Source organism: Stenotrophomonas sp. SAU14A_NAIMI4_5 (assembly GCF_003086795.1).
Taxonomy (GTDB): Bacteria; Pseudomonadota; Gammaproteobacteria; order Xanthomonadales; family Xanthomonadaceae; genus Stenotrophomonas.
Genome location: NZ_CP026003.1, coordinates 2,769,793 through 2,788,783, shown reverse-complemented (window position 1 = coordinate 2,788,783; position 18,991 = coordinate 2,769,793). Strand labels below are relative to the sequence as shown.

Below are 18,991 nucleotides of genomic sequence, written 5' to 3'. Positions count from 1 at the left end.
TCGCCCGGTGAGCGTGAAACGGAACGGCCCCGCGAAAGCGGGGCCGTTCTGCGTTGGGGCGAAGGTGGTAGTGCCGGCCGCTGGCCGGCAGCCCGATGAACCTGGGTCGTGCGGCTGCCGGCCAGCGGCCGGCACTACCGGGTATGCTCTTGCTGGCACTCCCACCCGGATCCACCGATGAGCGACACCCCCCGCATCGCTTTCCTGGCCAGCACCACCGAAGCGGCGCAGATGGCCCGCGCGGCGATGGTTTCCCGCTATGGCGACCACGCGCCCGACCAGGCCGACGTGCTGTGCCCGCTGGGCGGCGACGGCTTCATGCTGCAGACGCTGCACCGGCACGGCTGCCTGGGCAAGCCGGTGTTCGGCATGAAACTGGGCACCGTCGGCTTCCTGATGAACCAGTACCGCGCCGAGGATGACGTGGTCGCGCGCATCGCCCGCGCCGAGCCGGCCAACCTGCGGCCGCTGGAAATGGTGGCGTTGACCGAATCCGGCGCGAGCACCGGTTCGTTGGCCTACAACGATGTCTCGCTGCTGCGGCAGACCCGCCAGGCGGCGCACATCGGCATCGACCTCAACGGCCAGGAGCGGGTGGCCGAGCTGATCGGCGATGGCGTGCTGGTGGCCACCCCGGCCGGCAGCACCGCCTACAACTATTCGGCGCACGGGCCCGTGCTGCCGCTGGGCTCGCACACCATCGCGCTGACGCCGTTGGCCCCGTACCGGCCGCGGCGCTGGCGCGGTGCCATCCTCAAGGCCGACACCGAAGTGCGCTTCCGCGTGCTCGATCCCTACAAGCGCCCGGTCAGCGTCACCGCCGATTCGCACGAGACCCGCGACGTGGTGGAAGTGACCATCCGCGAGTCGAAGGAGCACCGGGTCACCCTGCTGTTCGACCCGGAACACAACCTGGAAGACCGGATCCTGAGCGAACAGTTCGTTTTTTGACGACAATACGCTGCCGGCCCCCGCCGATCGCTTGAAGGACCCCCACCGATGGGCGACAACTCCCCCCGTCTGCTGACCGTCGCGGTGACCTCGCGCGCGCTGTTCGACCTGGAAGAAAGCCATGCGCTGTTCGAGAGCGATGGCGTGGCGGCGTACGCCGAGTACCAGCGCCAGCACGAGGACGACATCCTTGGTCCCGGCGTGGCGTTCCCGGTGGTGCGCAAGCTGCTGGCACTGAACCAGGGCGCCAGCCCGGAAAACCCGCGGGTCGAGGTGATCCTGCTGTCGCGCAATTCGGCCGACACCGGCCTGCGCATCTTCAATTCGATCCAGCATTACGGGCTGGGCATCATCCGTGCGACCTTCACCGCCGGTGAGCCGACCTGGCCCTACGTGAAGCCCTTCGGCACCGACCTGTTCCTGTCGGCCAACCCCGAATCGGTGCGCAGTGCGCTGCGCCATGGCATCGCGGCAGCGACCATCCTGCCCAAGCCGCCGGGCGAGACCGCCGCGGCCGCGGCCGACCAGATCGACATGGGGCGCCCGGCCGGCCAGCTGCGCATCGCCTTCGATGGTGACGCGGTGATCTTCGGTGACGAGAGCGAGCGCATTTCGCGCGAGCAGGGGGTTGAAGCGTTTGGCCGCCACGAACGCGAGCGCGCCCGCGAGCCGCTCAGTGGCGGTCCGTTCCGCGGCTTCCTGTCGGCGCTGCATACCTTGCAGGAAGTGTTCCCGGTCGGCGACAGCGCACCGATCCGCACCGCGCTGGTGACTGCGCGCTCGGCACCGGCGCACGAGCGGGTGATCCGTACCCTGCGCGAGTGGGGCGTGCGCCTGGACGAGGCCCTGTTCCTGGGTGGTCGCCACAAGGGGCCGTTCCTGCAGGCCTTTGGTGCGGACATCTTCTTCGATGATTCGCAGCACAACATCGACAGCGCCCGCGAACACGTGGCCGCCGGCCACGTCCCGCACGGCGTCGCCAACGAGGGCTGAGGCCGGTAGCGCCGGGCCATGCCCGGCGAGCGCAGCGGCATGGAGCTACGGGCTGCCCGACATCCCCAGCTGCAGGTCCACCACCTTCCAGCGCAGGCCCTGCGGTTCCAGCACCACCCTCATCGGCGGCTCGCCCGGACCGCGCTGCACGTCCACCACGAAGCGGTCCAGCGCTTCGAAATGATGCTCGGCGTTCTTCAGTGGCCGCGCCGGTTCGGTCGCGCCGAACGCATCGCCGCCCTGCAGTTCATTACGGCCACGCTTCCACTGCAGCATCGCGCCGATGCCGGTCGGCGTGACCATGGTGTCCACCGCCGCGCCACCCAGCTGGTCACCCAGCCCGTACAGCAGCGCGCCAAACGGGCTGGACGCCACGTCCGGCCCGGCCTGCCGCACCAGGTAGTCGTTGAGCTGCGCGCGCAGACTGCTGCGCACCCGCGGGAAGTCCACGTAGCGCTCCAGGCGCGCGGTATCGCGCTGTTCGATCGCCTTGGACAGGCCATGCACGGCCAGGTACGGGCCGCTGAACCACCAGGCCACGACGGCCAGGACGAGGGCAACCAGGATGCCGATGAGCTTCTTCATGGCACCCAGACTGCCGCAACTGCGGGCGCCGCGGGTTAAGCGTCAGTGACTGGGCGAGCCGCTGCCATCGCCGAAGGCCGCCACCAGGCGCTGCCGCTCGGCGCCCTGCAGCGCCTGCACGTGGGTCTGCAGCACCTGGTCCAGGCTGGAAACGCGGGTGGTGCCAAGGATGCCGCTGGCCACGCCGGGGTGCTGCAGCACATAGGCAAAGGCGGTCTGGGCCGGGTGCTGGCTGCGCACCGAGGCCACCGCTTGGCGCATCGTGCGGGCGCTGTGCATCAGGGCGCGGCTGCTCGGCTTCAGCCAGGTGCGCGCGAGGTACCAGGCGTCGGCCAGGCGGGGCAGGCGCGGCCGCGCCGGCAGCAGATGGCCCTGGGCCAGCACGGTACCGGCCAGCACACCGATGCCGGCAACGTGCAGCGCGTCGATCAGCGGCTCGCGGTCCTGCTGCAGGGCGTTGTAGTCCAGCAGCACCACGTCGAAGGCTTCGGGGTGCTCGATCATCCAGCGCAGCGTGCTGGCCGAATGGGTGTTGATGCCGGTATGGCGGACCAGCCCGCGCTCGCGCAGGCGCTGCAGCGCGGCCAGCAGCTCATCGTTGATGTTGTGCTCGCTGGCGCCGTGCAGCTGGTAGATGTCCAGATACTCCAGGCCGAGGTTGCGCAGCGAGGCCTCGCAGCTGGCGGTGATCGCCGCGGCGGAGAAATCGCGCTGCTCGGCGCCGCTGATGCCTGCCTGGCCGGTCAGCGTGCCGCCCTTGCTGGACACCACCAGCGACTCGCGTGGCACGCGCGCCAGCAGCGGGCGCAGGATGCGGCCCAGGCGCGGTTCGGCATGGAAGCCCGAATAGTTGTGGCCGGTGTCGAGCAGGTTCACGCCCTGCGCCAGCGCGTGTTCGACCACGGCGGCCGCGTCGCTCTCGGCGAAGCGGCGGTGGCCCCAGAAGCCGGAACAGCCCAGGCCGATCGGCGAGACCTGCAGGCCGGTGCGACCCAGCAGGCGCCGCTGCCGGGCCAGGGGCAGTTCCTGCGACATCAGAATTCCAGGTCCAGCGCAGCGCAGAGGTAATCGACGAACGGGCCCAGTGCGGCCAGGTCCTTGCCCAGAGTGGAGAGCAGGCGCGGGCCGGTCATGGTGTCGTCGTCCAGCGTGCGCCACATCACCCAGTTGCGGTGCTTGAGGTCGTCGATGAACTCGAAGTCGGCCGGGAAGCCGCGCGGCGGCCGCACCAGCTTCTCGGTCTGCTCGAAATCGAAGCGCTTGCGCAGGGCGGGCGCGTGCGCGGCCGCCTTCCAGCTGCCCGGGTTGTCGAGGATGAAATGGCGGATGCGCCGCTGCGTGTCCGGCTCGGGGTGCCACAGGCCGGCGCCGACGAAACTCTCGCCCGGCTGCAGGTGGATGTAGAACGAGGGCGCGGCCACTTCGCGGCGGCGCTCGTGGAACAGGCGGGCACCCTGCCAGGTCTTGTACGGCGACTTGTCGTGGGAAAAGCGCGCGTCGCGGTGGATGCGGAACAGCGAGCCGCCGACACCGCGCGTGTCCGCACGGAAATGGTCGCTGACTTCGGTCAGCGCCGGCTGCAGGTCACCCAGCAGGCGCAGGAACGGCTGCCGCACATGGTCTTCGTACTGCTGGCGATGGTCGTTGAACCAGGTCTTGTCGTTATGCCGCGCCAGGCTGCGCAGGAACTTGAAACTGGCGTCGGAGAAATACGTGCTCACAGCGTCTCCTGCAGGTGGTGGCCCCAGTCGCGCAGCGACTGCAGCAGGCCGGTCCGGCGCGCGTCATCGGGCGCTTCGGCGGCCAGCGCCTCGATCTGCTGCTGGTACTGGGGCAGGTTCAGTTCGCCCAGGCCGCTCTCGCCGAGCAGGCGCTGGCGGCGGTAATCCTGCCAGCGCTCGCGTTCAGCCGGTGCGAGGCTGTCGGGATGGTTGCGTGCGCGGTAGCGGAACAGCAGCTCGGGCAGGCGCGGGTCGCGGAAGCGGCCTTCCAGCGCGGCCAGCTGCTGCGGCGCACTGGTGCGGGCCAGGGCCAGCAGCGGCTTGTCGCCGGCGCCGAGGAAGCCGTCATACAGCGACGCATCCACGTCGGACACCGTGGCTGGCCGCGGCTGGTTGAAGACCTGCCGGGCCTTCTCGGCCAGCTGCGCGGCAACCTCGCGCAGGCGCTCGGCCTTGGCCTCGATCGCCGCCACGTCCAGGCCCAGGCGGGCGTGGTCGTCGGCGCGCAGGTGGTTCCAGGCCACCAGCGCCGGCACCTTGTTCAGATGCACTTCCTTCAGCGGCACGCGTGCGACGCCCTCGGGCAGTTCGCTGGCGCGCATGTACAGGCGCTGCGCGATCACGTCGGCCGACAGCTCCAGCAGGTCGTCGATCTCGCCGTCCAGGTCGAACACGATCACCCGGTTGTTGATGGTCGGGTGCATGGCCAGCGGCAGCACCGGCGCCGCGCACAGGCGGCTGGCCGGGTAGCGCATGGAAATGTGCAGCACCGGCTTGATCGCCGCCACGTCCAGCAGGCTGCCGACGAAGCGCTTGTCGCGCAGCTTCAGCGCGTACTCCCACAGCCGCGGCTGCGACTGCTTGAACAGCCGCGCCATGCCGATGGTGGCGCGCACGTCCGACAACGCCTCGTGGGCATCGCCTTCGCGCACGCCATTGGCCTCGGCCAGGTGCTCAAGCTTGAACGAGGTGGCGCCATCCTCGCGCAGCGGCCACTGGATGCCGTCCGGGCGCAGGGCGCGCATCATCCGCAGCATGTCCAGCAGGTCCCAGCGCGAGTTGCCGTTGCGCCACTCGCGCTCGTAGGGATCGTGGAAGTTGCGGAACAGCCCGTAGCGGATGAACTCGTCGTCGAAGCGCAGGGTGTTGTAGCCCAGTGCGCAGGTGCCGGGGCGCGACAGCTGCTCGTTGATGCGGTCAAAGGCCTCGGCTTCGCTGATGCCTTCGGCCATGGCCTGCTGCGGGGTGATGCCGGTCACCAGGGTCGCCATCGGCGAAGGCACCAGGTCATCGGCCGGACGCACGAAGAAGCTGACCGGCGTGTCGATCACGTTGAGATCGGCATCGGTGCGCATCGCCGCGAACTGGGCGATGCGGGTGCGGCGCGGGTCCTGGCCGAAGGTTTCGAGGTCGTAGAACAGGAAGCTGTCGGCCATCAGTGTGCGCCCTCCAGGACCGGCAGCTGTGCGTGGATCTGCGCTTCCAGCGTGGCCCAGTCGATGTTGTCCAGTGAATCATGGCCGGCGGTGGCCGCCACCAGCAGGTCGCGCTGGATCTCCGTGCGGCGCAGCGCTTCGGCATACGGCGTGTGCAGGAAGGTGACCATGGTGTAGTGCGGCACGAAGCGCGTCGGCCAGCGCCGCTGCAGTTCCTGTTCCAGCTCGCGCTGCAGCAGGAAGGCCGGGTCGGCCACGCGGTCGCGCATCTCCAGGTAGTTTTCCAGCGCCATCTGCTGGATCGCGCGCGCGTTCGGCTTGCGCTCGGCCTCGAAGGCGGCGAAGGCGCCTTCCAGGTCGTCGGCCTCCTGCAGGTGGCGGGCCAGTGACACGCAGTCCTCGAAGGCGCAGTTCATGCCCTGGCCGTGGAAGGGCACCATCGCATGCGCAGCATCGCCGATCAGCACGGCGCGGCCGGCCTGGTGCCAGCGATCCAGGGTGAGCGTGCCGAGCAGGCCGGGCGGATGCTGTTCCCAGTCCGCGCGCAGGTTCGGGATCAGCGGCAGCGTATCGGCAAACTCGCGGGCGAACAGTGCCTCGGCCTGCGCACCGGTGTTGACCGTGGCAAAGCTGGGGTCGCCCTTGTTCGGCAGGAACAACGTGACGGTGAAGGTGCCTTCGTGGTTCGGCAGGGCGATGCACATGTAGTGGCCGCGCGGCCAGATGTGCAGCGCATTGCGCTCGATGCGGAAGCTGCCGTCGGCCGCAGGCGGGATTTCCAGTTCCTTGTAGGAATGGTCGAGGAAGGCGATGTCCTCACCCAGCGGCGCACGCCGGTTCATCGCACCGCGCAGCGCCGAGCCGGCACCGTCGGCACCGATCAGCGTGTCGAAACGGATGTCGTGCGGGCTGTCGTCGCGGTCATCGATGAAGCGCGCGTAGCCGGCATCGAAATCGACGGTGTGCAGGCGGCGGTGGAAGTGCACGGTGGCGCCGGCCTGTTCGGCCAGTTCCAGCAGCGTGGTGTTCAGGTCGCTGCGGTGGATCGACCAGATCACTTCGCTGTCGTCGCGGCCGTAGCGCTGCAGCTGCGGTTCGCCCTCGCGCGGGTGCACCATGCGTCCGCGCATCATCACTGCGCGGGCCATCACCTCGTCTTCGACGCCGGCCTGGCGCAGCGCGTTGCGGCCGCGCTCGGCCAGCGCCAGGTTGATCGAGCGGCCGCTCTCGTAGTCGGCCACGCGCGGGTCGCCGCGGCGCTCGTACAGGGTGATGCGCCAACCCTGCCGGGACAGAAGGATGGCCAGCAGGGAACCGGCCAGGCCGGCACCGATGATGCTCAACGAGCGGGATGCGTGTGCGATCAACGAACTGTCCAGAAGCAGGGGAGGGGGCGGCTTACAGGCCGGCCCAGGCTTCCACTTCCTCGACGAAGTGGTGCACGTCCAGGTAGCGGTTGTAGAGCGGAGTGGGCGAGATGCGGATCACGTCCGGTTCGCGCCAGTCACCGAGCACACCGATGGCGCGCAGGTGTTCGAACAGGGCGCGGCCACGTTCGCGGCCGGCGAGCACCCGCAGCGACAGCTGGCAGCCGCGGCGTTCCGGTTCGGACGGGGTGACGATGTCCAGCACCTGCGGCAGGCGTGCGCGCACCAGTGCATCGAGCAGGCCGGTCAGGGCCAGCGACTTGCGGCGCAGCGCTTCCATGCCGGCACGCTCGAACAGGTCCAGCGATGCGCGCAGCGGGGCCAGGCCAAGGATCGGCGGGTTGCTCAGCTGCCAGCCTTCGGCACCGATGGCCGGGGTGAACTGCGGCGCCATCTGGAAGCGGGTCGCTTCATCGTGGCCCCACCAGCCCGCAAAACGCGGCAGGGTGGTGTCGCGGTGGTGGCGTTCGTGCACGAAGGCACCGGCCACGGCGCCCGGGCCGCTGTTGAGGTACTTGTAGTGGCACCAGACGGCGAAATCCGGTGCGACATCGTGCAGGTGCAGCGGCAGGTTGCCGACCGAATGGGCCAGGTCGAAGCCGATGCGGGCGCCGTGCAGGCGCGCGAGGCGGGTGATCGCATCGAGGTCGAAGGCCTGGCCGGTGCGGTACTGCACGCCCGGCCACAGCACCAGCGCCAGGCGCGCGCCGTGCTCGCCGATGGCGCGCTCGATGGCGGCCATCGAAATCGTGCCGTTGGCTTCGTCCGGCTGCACTTCCACCAGGCAGTCCGCCGGGTCGAACCCGTGGAAGCGGATCTGCGCTTCCACCGCATGGCGGTCGGTCGGGAACGCGCCGGCTTCCATCAGGATGACCGGGCGCTCGGTGGTGGGGCGGTAGAAGCTGACCATCATCAGGTGCAGGTTCACGCTCAGCGTGTTCATCGCCACCACTTCGCTGGGCAGCGCACCGACCACGCGGGCCAGCTGCGCGCTGACCAGGCGGTGGTAGGACAGCCACTGGGTGGGGCCGGTGAAGTGGCCTTCCACGGCCAGCTCGCCCCACTGCTTCATCACTTCCTGCACGGCGGCCTGCGCGCCACGCGGCTGCAGGCCCAGCGAGTTGCCGACGAAGTAGGTCTGTTCACCGCCGCCATGGTGCGGAATCAGGAATTCGTTACGCAGCGGGCGCAGCGGATCGGCGGCGTCCAGGGCGATGGCGTGGGTGCGGCTGAGCAGGTCGGACATGGTCGGGCAACAGGCTGCAACGGGGCTGCCAGTGTAGCGCCTGGGGCCTGCGTGAAGGCTTCCGGGTCACGCACGCTGAATGCCGCGCGGCGCGCTCGCCGGGCATGGCCCGGCGCTACCTGGGAATCACGCGCACCGGTAGCGCCGGGCCATGCCCGGCGACGGTTCAGCCCGCCACCGGCGCTGGCAACGGATCCACGTGCCCGCACTCGCTGCAGGTGCGCAGTTCCAGGCTGGCCTGGTAACGCGCGAACACCTTGGGCAGGTCGGTCTCGATGTTCTGCAGCGGGAAATACTCTTCGTGCAGCTTGTGGTTGCACCGTTCGCAATGCCAGATCACGCCATCCTTCTCGTGGGGCAGGCGCTTGCGCTCGACCACCAGGCCGATGCCGCCCGGCGGGCGCCGCGGCGAATGCGGCACCTTGGCCGGCAGCAGGAAGATCTCGCCGGCGCGGATCGGGATGTCACGCACCGCGCCGTCTTCCTGCACCTTCAGCACCATCTCGCCTTCGAGCTGGTAGAACCACTCCGGGCCTTCGTCGTAGTGGTAGTCGGTGCGCGAGTTCGGCCCGCCCACCACCATCACGATGAAGTCGCCGTTGTCGATCATCTTGTTTCCCACCGGCGGCTTCAGCAGGTGGCGGTGTTCTTCGATCCAGGCGTGCAGGTTGATCGGCGAGGCGAGCATGGTCGGTTTCCCCGGAAGGTCAGTCGCGCTTGCCTTGGCGCGGCACGTAGGACAGGGCCTTTTCGTAGGCCGGCTGCAGTTCTTCCTGCGAACCCACGTCGATGCCCATCTCGCGCACGCGGCCGTCCTTCAGGCTGTACACCCAGCCATGCACCATCAGCTTCTGGCCGCGGGCCCAGGCGTCCTGCACGATGGTCGAGCGGCACAGGTTGGCGACCTGCTCGATCACGTTCAGTTCGCACAGTCGGGCGTGCTTGAGCTCGTCGGTCTCGATCGAATCGATGATCGCGGTGTGCTTCTGCATGACGTCGCCCACGTGGCGCAGCCAGTTGTCGGCAAGGCCGACGCGGGTGTTGTGCAGGCAGGCGTGCACGCCGCCGCAGCCGTAGTGGCCGACGATCAGGATGTGCTTCACCTTCAGCTGGTCCACCGCGTACTGCACCACGCTCAGGCAGTTCAGGTCGGTGTGGGCCACTACGTTCGCCACGTTGCGGTGCACGAACACTTCACCCGGCGCCATGCCGATGATCTGGTTGGCCGGCACGCGCGAATCGGAACAGCCGATCCACAGGTATTCCGGGTGCTGCTGCTTGGCCAGCTGGTGGAAGAACTCGGGGTCTTCCTTCTCGATGCGGTCGGCCCAGTCGCGGTTGTTCTGCAGCAGCTTGTGGATGTCTTTCATGTTCGGGTCCCTGGCGTCGGGGGGGGCGAGGAGCGTGGCCATCCGGCCGCGCCGTCGCGGGAAACAATGCGCTCAGTCGCTGGCGGCGGTCTGCGCGCGATGCCAGCGCATCCACTGCGCCAGCTCGGTGAAATGCGGGGTGTCGAGCTTTTCCAGTTCGGCGATCACCGCCTGCTGGTTGGCCTCGGGGTGGTTCTGGCTCAGTTTCAGCTTCAGCTGCACCTGTTCGACCTGGAAGCGGAAGCCGATGATGCCGCGCAGCTGGCGACGGTGGTCGTCACGCTGCGGTTCGAACTGCCAGTCCTGGCCGACGCTGGCTTCGAAGCGGTCGCCGATGTCGGAGACCAGCTGGGCCAGCTCGTCGGTGTCGTCGAAGCGCTGCAGCTGGCCGCGCAGTTCGGCGGCGGCGTAGTTCCAGGTCGGCACGCGCGAGGCGGCTTCCTTGTCCGGGTACCAGCTGGCCGACACATAGCCGTGCGGGCCGTCGACCAGCACCTTGGCTGCGCCGTCGTGGCGCGACTGCGGGTTGGCGCGGGCCCAGTGGCCGCGCAGTTCAACCTGGTTGCCCTCACGGCGGTACAGCACCGGCACCCGTGTCAGTTCGGGCAGGCCGTCGGCGCCGGTGGTCAGCACGGTGACGAACGGATCACGCGCCAGCAGGCGATCGAGCCAGAGCAGGTCGGTCTCGGCGAAGTCGCGCGGGGTGAACATGGTTTGCGCCTCAGGCGCGCGCGCCCAGCGACTGGATCATGCGCCCGCGCAGGCCTTCATCACTGCCGGCCTGCGGCGGCTGCACTTCGTGCAGGCTGAAGCCACGCACCAGCGCATCTTCCTCGTCCAGGCCGTCGTACTCGACGAATTCGGCGTCGAACAGCTGCGAACGGGCGGTGTCTTCGCTGTCATAGCTCAGCGTGTTGCCGTCGCTGTCGAGCACTTCGGCAGTACCGGCCGGGCGCACGCGCAGGCGGGCCCAGATCAGGGTGTTGCCGAGGCTGGCCAGCCACCAGCTGTCACGTGCGTCGTTGTTGTCGTTCATGTGTGTGTTACCAGAGCGAGACCAGCCAGAGCAGGGCGGCCATGCCCAGTCCGGCCAGCAGGGTCAGCAGCGATACCCAGGCCGGCGTCGCCAGCCCGGACAGCGAACGGTCCGGCTGCTGGCGGTAATCGCGGCGCAGCAGCCAGGCCAGGGCATCGGGCTTGAGGAAGGCGCCATTGCCGAAGCGCGCGGCGAGCGCCGGATGGCGGTCGCGCACGTGTACCAGGGTCAATGGCCAGAAGATCACGAAGGCACTGAACCCGGCCACTGCGACGCCGACGAAACAGAGGGCGAAGAACAGGGTCATGGGGGCAGTACCTCCGTGGTCGTTGGATGGGGCTTAGAAGTCCGCGCTGCCCGGGGCGCGCGGGTAGGGGATCGCATCGCGGATGTTGGACAGGCCGCAGACGTAGACCACCAGGCGCTCGAAGCCGAGGCCGAAGCCGGCGTGCGGCACCGAACCGTAGCGGCGGAAATCGCGGTACCAGCTGTAGTGTTCGCGATCCAGGCCGAACTGGGCCATGCGCGCGTCCAGCACGTCCAGGCGCTCTTCGCGCTGGCTGCCGCCGATGATCTCGCCGATGCCCGGGGCCAGCACGTCCATCGCGGCGACGGTCCTGCCGTCGTCGTTCAGGCGCATGTAGAAGGCCTTGATGTGCTCGGGGTAGTTGGTGACCACCACCGGGCGACCGACGTGTTCTTCGGTCAGCCAGCGCTCGTGCTCGGTCTGCAGGTCCAGGCCCCACTCGACCGGGAAGTCGAACTTCTTGCCCGACTTCTGCAGCAGGCTGACCGCATCGGTGTAGTCGATGCGCTCGAACGGTGCGTTGATGAAGTCTTCCAGCTTGGTGATCGCGTTCTTGTCCACGCGCTCGGCGATGAAGGCCAGGTCGTCACCGCGCTCGTTCAGCACGGCACGGAACAGATACTTCAGGAATTCCTCGGCCAGGCGTGCATCTTCGGCCAGGTCGGCGAAGGCGATTTCCGGCTCGATCATCCAGAACTCCGCCAGGTGGCGGGTGGTGTGGCTGTTTTCGGCGCGGAAGGTCGGGCCGAAGGTGTAGACCTTGCTCAGCGCCAGGCAGTAGGCCTCGACGTTCAGCTGGCCGGACACGGTCAGGAAGGTTTCCTTGCCGAAGAAGTCGCGGCTGAAATCGATCGCGCCCTTCTCGTCGCGCGGCAGGTTCACCATGTCCAGGGTGGACACGCGGAACATCTGGCCGGCGCCTTCGGCGTCGGAGGTGGTGATGATCGGGGTGCTGATCCAGTTGAAGCCGTTCTCGTGGAAGAAACGGTGCACGGCCTGGGCCAGGCAGTTGCGGATGCGGGTGACTGCGCCGAACAGGTTGGTGCGCGGGCGCAGGTGCGCCACTTCACGCAGGAACTCCGGCGACATCGGCTTGGGCTGGATGGGGTAGGTGAGCGGGTCTTCGACCCAGCCGACCACTTCCAGTGCGCTGGCCTGGATCTCGAACGACTGGCCCTTGCCCTGCGACTTCACCAGGGTGCCGGTGGCGATGACCGAGCAGCCGCTGGTCAGGCGCTTGATCTCGTCGAAATTGGCCAGGGTGTCGTCGGCCACGACCTGGATCGGCGCGAAGCAGGAACCGTCGCTCACATTGACGAAGGCCAGATTCGCTGAACCGCGCACCGTGCGCACCCATCCGCGTACCGTGACTTCGCCGCCTTCCGGGATCTTCCCGGCAAGCGCATGTTCAACGCTGACCACCGTCATGACTTGAATCCTCTGCTGATCGACTCGATCTGTGAACACGGGAGTTTACCGGTTGCAGCGTTCTGCTTGCGAGGCATTTTTCGCGACCCTGGCTCCTTATAATGTCCCCGTACCCCTGGAGTGAGCCTCATGGCCGTCAGCCTGACCCCCATCGCCTTCGAGCGCGTGCAGCGCTTTGTTGCCCAGACCCCCGGCGCCCTGGGCCTGCGCTTCGGCGTGACCAAGACCGGCTGCTCCGGCTGGGGCCACGTCACCGACCTGGCCCGTGACGAGCGCGAGGGTGACACCGTGTTCGACCAGGAGGGCGTGAAGATCTACGTCGACGCCAAGAGCCTGGCCCTGGTGGACGGCACCGTGATCGACTTCGGCAAGCACGGCCTGAGTGAGACCTTCACGTTCAGCAACCCGAACGCCACCGCTGAATGCGGCTGCGGCGAGAGCTTCACCACCGACGCCGACAAGGCCTGAGCCTGGTCCTGCGCCCGCCGGGCATGGCCCGGCGCTACCGGGTTCAGGTTCGCCCGCCGCGGCCCGGTTGCCCGGCACCCCCATCTGCGCCATAATGCGCGGCTTCCTGCCTTCCTGGCGGGAACCCTTGCCCCACCGCGGTATCCACGGCGGGGGGCTGTCCGGCCGCAAGGCCACATCCGAAAGGTAGAAAAAACATGAGTCGTCATTACGAAATCGTGTTCATGGTCCACCCGGACCAGAGCGAGCAGGTCCCGGCCATGATCGAGCGCTACAAGTCGCTGGTCGAGAACGGCAACGGCACCATCCACCGTCTGGAAGACTGGGGCCGCCGCCAGCTGGCTTATCCGATCCAGAACCTGGTGAAGGCGCACTACGTGCTGCTGAACATCGAAGCCGACCAGGCCGTTCTGAACGAACTGACCGAAAGCTTCCGCTTCAACGACGCCGTGCTGCGCAACCTGGTCATCAAGCGTGACGAGGCTGACACCGAGCAGTCGCTGATCATGAAGAGCAAGGACGAGAAGGGTGACAAGCCGGAGCGCGGTGAGCGCCGTCGTCGTGACGACGAAGAAGGCGAGTCCACCACCACCGCTGACAACGAAGCCGGCGACGACGCCGCTTCTGCCGCCTAAGGAGCCTTCCCATGTCCAAGTTCTTCCGTCGTCGCAAGTTCTGCAAGTTCACCGCTGAAGGTGTCAAGGAGATCGATTACAAGGATCTCAACACCCTGCGCCAGTACCTGACCGAGAACGGCAAGATCGTGCCGAGCCGCGTCACCGGTACCAAGTCGAAGTACCAGCGTCAGCTGGCGACCGCCGTCAAGCGCGCTCGCTTCCTGGCCCTGATCCCGTACACCGACAACCACGACGTCTGATGCCCGGCGGGGCGGCCCGGTGCCGCCCCCGCTGTGCCAGCTATTCGGACAGCCTTTGTTGCGGGGCTTCGCCTCGCTAACGAATAACTTATCTGGAGCAATACCATGCAGCTGATCCTTCTGCAGAAAGTCACCAACCTCGGCAACCTGGGCGACCTGGTCGACGTGAAGCCGGGCTACGGCCGTAACTTCCTCGTGCCGCAGGGCAAGGCCGTTCCGGCCACCGAGAGCAACAAGGCCGAGTTCGAAGCCAAGCGCGCCGAGTACGAAGCCAAGGCCCAGGCCATTCACGCCGACGCTGACGCCCGCAAGGCCAAGCTGGAAGGCGCGAGCGTGACCATCGCCGCCAACGCTTCGACCGAAGGCAAGCTGTACGGCTCGGTCGGCGCCCGCGAAATCGCTGATGCCTTCACCGCTGCCGGCTTCGAGCTGAACAAGAGCGAAGTCATCCTGGGCGAAGGCGCCTTCCGCAACATTGGTGAGTACGACGTTCTGGTGCACCTGCACGCCGACGTCGAAACCACCGTCAAGGTTGTGGTTGAAGCCGAAAAGGCCTGATCCCAAGCCGAAAGGCCTGGTGTCACCAGAACGGGCGCCCGCAAGGGTGCCCGTTTTGTTTTTGCGGGCCCCTGTCCGCACGGCCGGGCCAGAGGAATGTTCCACGCCCCCTTAGAACATGCCTCGTAGAACCGGCCCACATCGGTATACTCAGGGCGTCACACCCGTTCCACGGTCAGTGATCCCAACAGGATCAATGGCTTGGAGGGTAAGCAGGCCGCTCGCCGGCCCCAGTCCGGAACCTCTATGCGTCTTTCCACGATCAAGCTGTCCGGCTTCAAGTCGTTCGTCGATCCGACCACCCTGCACCTGCCGACCAACATGACCGGCGTGGTGGGGCCCAATGGCTGCGGCAAGTCGAACATCATCGACGCCGTGCGCTGGGTCATGGGCGAAAGCTCGGCCAGCCGCCTGCGCGGCGATTCGCTGACCGACGTGATCTTCTCCGGTTCCAACGCCCGCAAGCCGGTCTCGCAGGCCACCGTCGAACTGATCTTCGATAATTCGGACCACACGATTTCCGGCGAGTACGCCTCGTTCAACGAAATCTCGGTCAAGCGCACCGTCAGCCGTGACGGCAGCAGCAACTATTATCTCAACGGCACCAAGTGCCGCCGCCGCGATATCACCGATCTGTTCCTGGGCACCGGCCTGGGGCCGCGCAGCTACTCGATCATCGAGCAGGGCATGATCAGCCAGATCATCGAGGCGCGCCCGGAAGACCTGCGCGTTTACCTGGAGGAGGCCGCCGGCATCTCCAAGTACAAGGAGCGCCGCAAGGAAACCGAGACCCGCATCCGCCACACCCGCGAGAACCTTGATCGGCTGGGGGACCTGCGCGACGAGATCAGCAAGCAGCTGGAACACCTCAAGCGCCAGGCCAAGCAGGCCGAGCAGTACCAGGCGCTGCAGGAAGAGCGCCGGGTCAAGGATGCCGAGTGGAAGGCCCTGGAATTCCGTGGCCTCGACGGCCGCCTGTCCAAGCTGCGCGAAGGCCTGTCGCAGGAAGAAACCAAGCTGCAGCAGCTGATCGCCGACCAGCGTGAAGCCGAAGCGCGCATCGAAACCTCGCGCGTGCGCCGCGAAGAGGCTGCCGACGCGCTCAATACCGCGCAGGCTGCCGTCTACCAGGTGGGCAGCACGCTTGCCCGCGTCGAGCAGCAGATCCAGCACCAGCGCGAACTGTCGCAGCGCCTGCACAAGGCGCGCGACGAGACCCGCCAGGCACTGTCCGAGCTCGGCCAGCACATCAGCGGCGACGAAGCCAAGCTGAGGGTGCTGCGCGAAGCCGTCGACGACGCCACCCCGCAGCTGGAAGCGCTGCAGGAAGAGAACGAGATCAAGCAGGAAAGCCTGCGCGAGGCCGAAGACCGCCTGGCCAGCTGGCAGCAGCGCTGGGAACAGCACACCTCGCAGAGCTCGGAAGCCTCGCGCGCCGGCGATGTCGAGCGCACCCGCGTGGACTACCTGGACAAGCAGATCCTCGATGCCGACCGCCGCCGCGAAGCGCTGGCCGGCGAGCGCGCCGGGCTGGACGTGGATGCGCTGGAGGAGGCTTTTGAGCAGCTGTTCCTGCAGCACGAAACGCAGAAGACCGCGCTGGACGAACTCGGTGACGACGTCGAACGCCGCAAGCAGGGCGTGACCGCCGTGCAGGAGCAGCAGCGCACCGGGCAGAACGAACTGGCCGAGCTGCGCAAGCAGGCCAATGGCCTGCGCGGCCGCCTGGCATCGCTGGAAACCCTGCAGCAGGCCGCACTCGGCCAGGAGCAGGGCGCTGCCGTGGCGTGGCTGAAAGCCCATGGGCTGGATTCGGCCGCACGCGTGGGCGAACGCCTGGACGTCGACGCGGGCTGGGAAAACGCCGTGGAAAGCGCGCTCGGTCAGTTGATCGAAGGCGTGCTGGTGGATGATCCGGCACGCCTGGTCGATGCACTGGGCGAGCTGGGCGATGGCCGCATCGCGCTGGTGGCCGGCGATGCCGGCGATCTGAAGGTGGCGCCGACCTCGCTGGCCGCACGCGTGCGCGGTCCGGCGGCGATCCGCCGCCTGCTGGCGCACCTGCATGGTGCCCGGGACCTGGCCGAAGCGAAGACGCTGCAGGGCAGCCTGCCGGACGGCGATTCGATCATCACCCAGGGCGGTGAGCGCCTGGGCCAGGGCTGGCTGCGCGTGTCGCGCTCCGGTGCCGCCCAGCAGGGCGCACTGCTGCGCGAACGCGAGATCAACGAACTGCGCGAGCAGATTGAACAGCTGCAGGACCGCGAGGCCGCGCTGGAAGAACAGCTGGCCGGTTTCCGTGAGCAGCTGCTGGCGGCGGAGCAGCAGCGCGAAGACGCGCAGCGCTCGCTGTACCAGGCCCACCGCGCGGTGTCCGAGCTGGCAGGCCAGCTGCAGGGCCAGCAGGGCAAGGTGGAGGCGGCGCGCACGCGTATCGATCGCATCGAAGGCGAGCTGTCGCAGCTGCTGGAAACGCTGGACGTCAACCGCGAACAGGCGCGTGAGGCGCGCTCGCGGCTGGAGAATGCGGTCAGCAGCATGGGCGACCTGGAGTCGACGCGGCAGGGGCTGGAAGGCGAGCGCCGCCAGTTGACCGAGGCGCGAGACCTGGCCCGTGAAGCGGCACGCGCCGTGCGCGAGCGTTCGCACGCATTGGCACTGACCCTGGAATCGCAGCGCGCCCAGGTGGGTTCGCTGAGCCAGGCGCTGGAGCGCATGAGCACCCAGCGCGGCCAGCTGGATTCGCGCCTGGGCGAGCTGCATTCGCAGCTGGACGAGGGCGATTCGCCGGTCGAGTCGCTGCAGGCCGAGCACCAGAACGCATTGGAAGAGCGCGTGCGTGCCGACCGCGTGCTGACCGAAGCGCGCACGCTGCTCGATGGCATCGACGCCGAGCTGCGCAACTACGAACAGACCCGCCACCAGCGCGACGAACAGGCGCTGGCCCAGCGTGAGCGCATTTCCCAGCGCAAGCTCGACCAGCAGGCCCTGGTGCTCAGCGCCGAGACGCTGCAGGGCGCGGTGGAAAAGGCCGGGTTCGTGCTGCAGGACGTGCTCAGCGCGCTGCCCGACGATGCGCGCCTGGGCGACTGGGAACAGGCCGTGCACCAGATCGACGGACGCATGCGCCGGCTGGAGCCGGTCAACCTGGCGGCCATCCATGAGTACGGCGAGGCCTCGCAGCGATCGGACTACCTGGATGCGCAGCACACCGACCTGACCACCGCGCTGGAAACCCTGGAAGACGCCATCCGCAAGATCGACCGCGAGACCCGCGGCCGCTTCAAGGACACCTTCGACCGCGTCAACGCCGGCGTGCAGGCGCTGTACCCGCGTCTGTTCGGTGGCGGCCATGCCTATCTGGAACTGACCGGCGAAGACCTGCTCGACACCGGCGTGACCATCATGGCGCGGCCGCCGGGCAAGCGCGTGTCCAGCATCTCGCTGCTGTCCGGTGGCGAGAAGGCGATGACCGCGGTGGCGCTGGTGTTCGCCATCTTCCAGCTCAACCCCGCGCCGTTCTGCCTGCTGGACGAGGTGGACGCGCCGCTGGACGAGGCCAACGTCGGCCGCTTGGCCAACATGGTCAAGGAAATGAGCGAGAAGGTGCAGTTCCTGTTCGTCAGCCACAACAAGGCAACGATGGAGGCCGCGCACCAGCTCTCGGGCGTGACCATGCGCGAGCCGGGCGTCAGCCGCCTGGTCAGCGTGGACCTGGAAGAAGCCGCGCGATTGGCGGGCGCGGCATGACGTGCCATTCTAGTTACCTGAATGAACTAGCCGGAGTACCTACCGAATGACCGACACGGCACTGTTGCGCATCGGCATCCTGGCCGCCGGCCTGCTGCTGGTGGCTGCGATCTTCCTGTTTGGCCGCCCGAAGAAGAAGCCGCAGGGGCGCCGCGTGGAAAGCGCCGAACCGGCCAGCGGCGAGCGTCGCGAGCCGGTGCTGGGCGAAGACGGCGTGGCCCTGGCCGAGAGCCGTGGCGAACCGGGCCTGGGCGACGAAGGCCAGCAGGCCGAACTCGGCCTGGCCGATACCGATCCGGGCAGCAGCGATCTGGGCAAGCGCGCGACGCAGGACTTCGACAAGATCGTGTCCTTGTTCGTGGCCGCCCGCGCCGGTGAGCAGCTGCGTGGCGAGGACATCGTGGTGGCGGCCGAGAAGACCGGCCTGGTGTTTGGCCACATGAACGTGTTCCACCGCTTGGTGGAAGGCCATCCCGAGCGGGGCCCGATCTTCTCGATGGCCAGCATCATGAAGCCGGGAAGCTTCGACATGGCCAACATCCGCGCCATGGAAACCCCGGCCATCGCCTTCTTCCTGACCCTTCCGGCGCCGCTGACCGCGCTGGATGCCTGGGAAAAGATGCTGCCGACCGTGCAGCGCATGGCCGAGCTGCTCGATGGCGTGGTGCTGGATGACAGCCGCAACGCCCTGGGCCGCCAGCGCATCGCGCACATCCGCGACGAGCTGCGTGCCTATGACCGCCAGCACCAGGCGCCGCCGCTGACCAAGACCCCGCGCTGGTAAAGACGTTTTTCCGGTGTGCCGACCAACGGTCGGCACCCACCCCGACCGACGGTC

General features: G+C 67.9%; 20 protein-coding genes. 8 read left to right on the top strand and 12 right to left on the bottom strand.

Annotation, left to right across the window (positions count from 1 at the left end; genetic code table 11):
• Positions 1-177: 177 nt before the first annotated feature.
• Both C1925_RS13075 and C1925_RS13070 read left to right on the top strand, forming a co-directional pair.
• Positions 178-951, top strand: a complete 774-nt coding sequence (locus tag C1925_RS13075; RefSeq protein WP_108769268.1) for an NAD kinase — start codon at positions 178-180, stop codon at positions 949-951.
• Between the two features lie 48 nt (positions 952-999).
• Positions 1,000-1,944, top strand: a complete 945-nt coding sequence (locus tag C1925_RS13070) for a 5'-nucleotidase (RefSeq protein ID WP_108769267.1) — start codon at positions 1,000-1,002, stop codon at positions 1,942-1,944.
• Between the two features lie 45 nt (positions 1,945-1,989).
• Here C1925_RS13070 and C1925_RS13065 read toward each other — a convergent pair whose 3' ends face one another.
• The 12 genes from C1925_RS13065 to asnS all read right to left on the bottom strand — a co-directional run bounded on the left by C1925_RS13065 (position 1,990) and on the right by asnS (position 12,500).
• A complete protein-coding gene (locus C1925_RS13065; RefSeq protein WP_108769266.1) occupies positions 1,990-2,529 on the bottom strand; it encodes a DUF2939 domain-containing protein in 540 nt (179 codons plus the stop codon).
• Between the two features lie 42 nt (positions 2,530-2,571).
• Positions 2,572-3,564, bottom strand: a complete 993-nt coding sequence (locus C1925_RS13060) for an aldo/keto reductase (RefSeq protein WP_108769265.1) — start codon at positions 3,562-3,564, stop codon at positions 2,572-2,574.
• The gene (locus C1925_RS13055; protein WP_108769264.1) at positions 3,564-4,250 is read right to left on the bottom strand and encodes a DUF2461 domain-containing protein; all 687 of its coding nucleotides are present in this window, start codon (positions 4,248-4,250) and stop codon (positions 3,564-3,566) included. Before C1925_RS13055 ends, C1925_RS13060 begins: the two co-directional genes overlap by 1 nt.
• A complete protein-coding gene (gene sbcB / locus C1925_RS13050; RefSeq protein ID WP_108769263.1) occupies positions 4,247-5,686 on the bottom strand; it encodes an exodeoxyribonuclease I in 1,440 nt (479 codons plus the stop codon). Before sbcB ends, C1925_RS13055 begins: the two co-directional genes overlap by 4 nt.
• Complete coding sequence (locus tag C1925_RS13045) at positions 5,686-7,053, bottom strand: NAD(P)/FAD-dependent oxidoreductase (protein ID WP_108769262.1); 1,368 nt, start codon at positions 7,051-7,053, stop codon at positions 5,686-5,688. Before C1925_RS13045 ends, sbcB begins: the two co-directional genes overlap by 1 nt.
• A gap of 31 nt (positions 7,054-7,084) precedes the next feature.
• Positions 7,085-8,359, bottom strand: coding sequence for a kynureninase (gene kynU / locus C1925_RS13040; protein WP_108769261.1), 1,275 nt, complete (start codon positions 8,357-8,359; stop codon positions 7,085-7,087).
• Positions 8,360-8,525: 166 nt separating this feature from the next.
• Complete coding sequence (locus C1925_RS13035; RefSeq protein WP_108769260.1) at positions 8,526-9,047, bottom strand: 3-hydroxyanthranilate 3,4-dioxygenase; 522 nt, start codon at positions 9,045-9,047, stop codon at positions 8,526-8,528.
• Between the two features lie 19 nt (positions 9,048-9,066).
• A complete protein-coding gene (gene can, locus C1925_RS13030; RefSeq protein WP_108769259.1) occupies positions 9,067-9,729 on the bottom strand; it encodes a carbonate dehydratase in 663 nt (220 codons plus the stop codon).
• A 72-nt stretch (positions 9,730-9,801) separates the two neighbouring features.
• A complete protein-coding gene (locus tag C1925_RS13025; protein ID WP_108769258.1) occupies positions 9,802-10,440 on the bottom strand; it encodes an FMN-binding negative transcriptional regulator in 639 nt (212 codons plus the stop codon).
• 10 nt (positions 10,441-10,450) lie between these two features.
• Positions 10,451-10,765 carry a hypothetical protein gene (locus C1925_RS13020; protein ID WP_108769257.1) on the bottom strand — a complete coding sequence of 105 codons (315 nt, stop codon included), beginning with the start codon at positions 10,763-10,765 and terminating at the stop codon, positions 10,451-10,453.
• Between the two features lie 7 nt (positions 10,766-10,772).
• A complete protein-coding gene (locus C1925_RS13015; protein ID WP_108769256.1) occupies positions 10,773-11,072 on the bottom strand; it encodes a hypothetical protein in 300 nt (99 codons plus the stop codon).
• A 33-nt stretch (positions 11,073-11,105) separates the two neighbouring features.
• Complete coding sequence (asnS, locus tag C1925_RS13010; RefSeq protein ID WP_108769255.1) at positions 11,106-12,500, bottom strand: asparagine--tRNA ligase; 1,395 nt, start codon at positions 12,498-12,500, stop codon at positions 11,106-11,108.
• Positions 12,501-12,629: 129 nt separating this feature from the next.
• Between asnS and C1925_RS13005 the strand changes: the two genes are divergently transcribed.
• The 6 genes from C1925_RS13005 (at position 12,630) to zipA (ending at position 18,937) form a co-directional block, all read left to right on the top strand.
• Entirely contained in the window at positions 12,630-12,968 is a 339-nt protein-coding gene (locus C1925_RS13005; protein ID WP_108769254.1) for an iron-sulfur cluster assembly accessory protein, read from the top strand.
• Positions 12,969-13,165: 197 nt separating this feature from the next.
• Positions 13,166-13,603 (top strand): 30S ribosomal protein S6, encoded by a 438-nt coding sequence (gene rpsF / locus C1925_RS13000; protein WP_049445625.1) that lies wholly within the window; start codon positions 13,166-13,168, stop codon positions 13,601-13,603.
• A gap of 11 nt (positions 13,604-13,614) precedes the next feature.
• Positions 13,615-13,845, top strand: coding sequence for a 30S ribosomal protein S18 (gene rpsR, locus C1925_RS12995; RefSeq protein ID WP_002804494.1), 231 nt, complete (start codon positions 13,615-13,617; stop codon positions 13,843-13,845).
• A gap of 105 nt (positions 13,846-13,950) precedes the next feature.
• On the top strand, positions 13,951-14,403 hold the full coding sequence (gene rplI, locus C1925_RS12990; protein ID WP_079222386.1) for a 50S ribosomal protein L9: 453 nt from the start codon (positions 13,951-13,953) through the stop codon (positions 14,401-14,403).
• A gap of 246 nt (positions 14,404-14,649) precedes the next feature.
• Positions 14,650-18,153 carry a chromosome segregation protein SMC gene (gene smc / locus C1925_RS12985; RefSeq protein ID WP_108769253.1) on the top strand — a complete coding sequence of 1,168 codons (3,504 nt, stop codon included), beginning with the start codon at positions 14,650-14,652 and terminating at the stop codon, positions 18,151-18,153.
• A 46-nt stretch (positions 18,154-18,199) separates the two neighbouring features.
• Positions 18,200-18,937, top strand: a complete 738-nt coding sequence (gene zipA / locus C1925_RS12980) for a cell division protein ZipA (protein ID WP_108769252.1) — start codon at positions 18,200-18,202, stop codon at positions 18,935-18,937.
• Positions 18,938-18,991: the final 54 nt, after the last annotated feature.

Bases quoted from the DNA above. Each gene is read 5' to 3' on its own strand.
- rplI (WP_079222386.1), top strand. From the start codon at position 13,951: ATGCAGCTGATCCTTCTGCAGAAAGTCACCAACCTCGGCAACCTGGGC.
- zipA (WP_108769252.1), top strand. From the start codon at position 18,200: ATGACCGACACGGCACTGTTGCGCATCGGCATCCTGGCCGCCGGCCTG.
- asnS (WP_108769255.1), bottom strand. From the start codon at position 12,500: ATGACGGTGGTCAGCGTTGAACATGCGCTTGCCGGGAAGATCCCGGAA.
- C1925_RS13075 (WP_108769268.1), top strand. From the start codon at position 178: ATGAGCGACACCCCCCGCATCGCTTTCCTGGCCAGCACCACCGAAGCG.
- C1925_RS13070 (WP_108769267.1), top strand. From the start codon at position 1,000: ATGGGCGACAACTCCCCCCGTCTGCTGACCGTCGCGGTGACCTCGCGC.
- C1925_RS13060 (WP_108769265.1), bottom strand. From the start codon at position 3,564: ATGTCGCAGGAACTGCCCCTGGCCCGGCAGCGGCGCCTGCTGGGTCGC.
- rpsF (WP_049445625.1), top strand. From the start codon at position 13,166: ATGAGTCGTCATTACGAAATCGTGTTCATGGTCCACCCGGACCAGAGC.
- C1925_RS13065 (WP_108769266.1), bottom strand. From the start codon at position 2,529: ATGAAGAAGCTCATCGGCATCCTGGTTGCCCTCGTCCTGGCCGTCGTG.
- C1925_RS13025 (WP_108769258.1), bottom strand. From the start codon at position 10,440: ATGTTCACCCCGCGCGACTTCGCCGAGACCGACCTGCTCTGGCTCGAT.
- rpsR (WP_002804494.1), top strand. From the start codon at position 13,615: ATGTCCAAGTTCTTCCGTCGTCGCAAGTTCTGCAAGTTCACCGCTGAA.
- can (WP_108769259.1), bottom strand. From the start codon at position 9,729: ATGAAAGACATCCACAAGCTGCTGCAGAACAACCGCGACTGGGCCGAC.
- C1925_RS13005 (WP_108769254.1), top strand. From the start codon at position 12,630: ATGGCCGTCAGCCTGACCCCCATCGCCTTCGAGCGCGTGCAGCGCTTT.
- smc (WP_108769253.1), top strand. From the start codon at position 14,650: ATGCGTCTTTCCACGATCAAGCTGTCCGGCTTCAAGTCGTTCGTCGAT.
- C1925_RS13035 (WP_108769260.1), bottom strand. From the start codon at position 9,047: ATGCTCGCCTCGCCGATCAACCTGCACGCCTGGATCGAAGAACACCGC.
- C1925_RS13020 (WP_108769257.1), bottom strand. From the start codon at position 10,765: ATGAACGACAACAACGACGCACGTGACAGCTGGTGGCTGGCCAGCCTC.
- kynU (WP_108769261.1), bottom strand. From the start codon at position 8,359: ATGTCCGACCTGCTCAGCCGCACCCACGCCATCGCCCTGGACGCCGCC.
- C1925_RS13015 (WP_108769256.1), bottom strand. From the start codon at position 11,072: ATGACCCTGTTCTTCGCCCTCTGTTTCGTCGGCGTCGCAGTGGCCGGG.
- sbcB (WP_108769263.1), bottom strand. From the start codon at position 5,686: ATGGCCGACAGCTTCCTGTTCTACGACCTCGAAACCTTCGGCCAGGAC.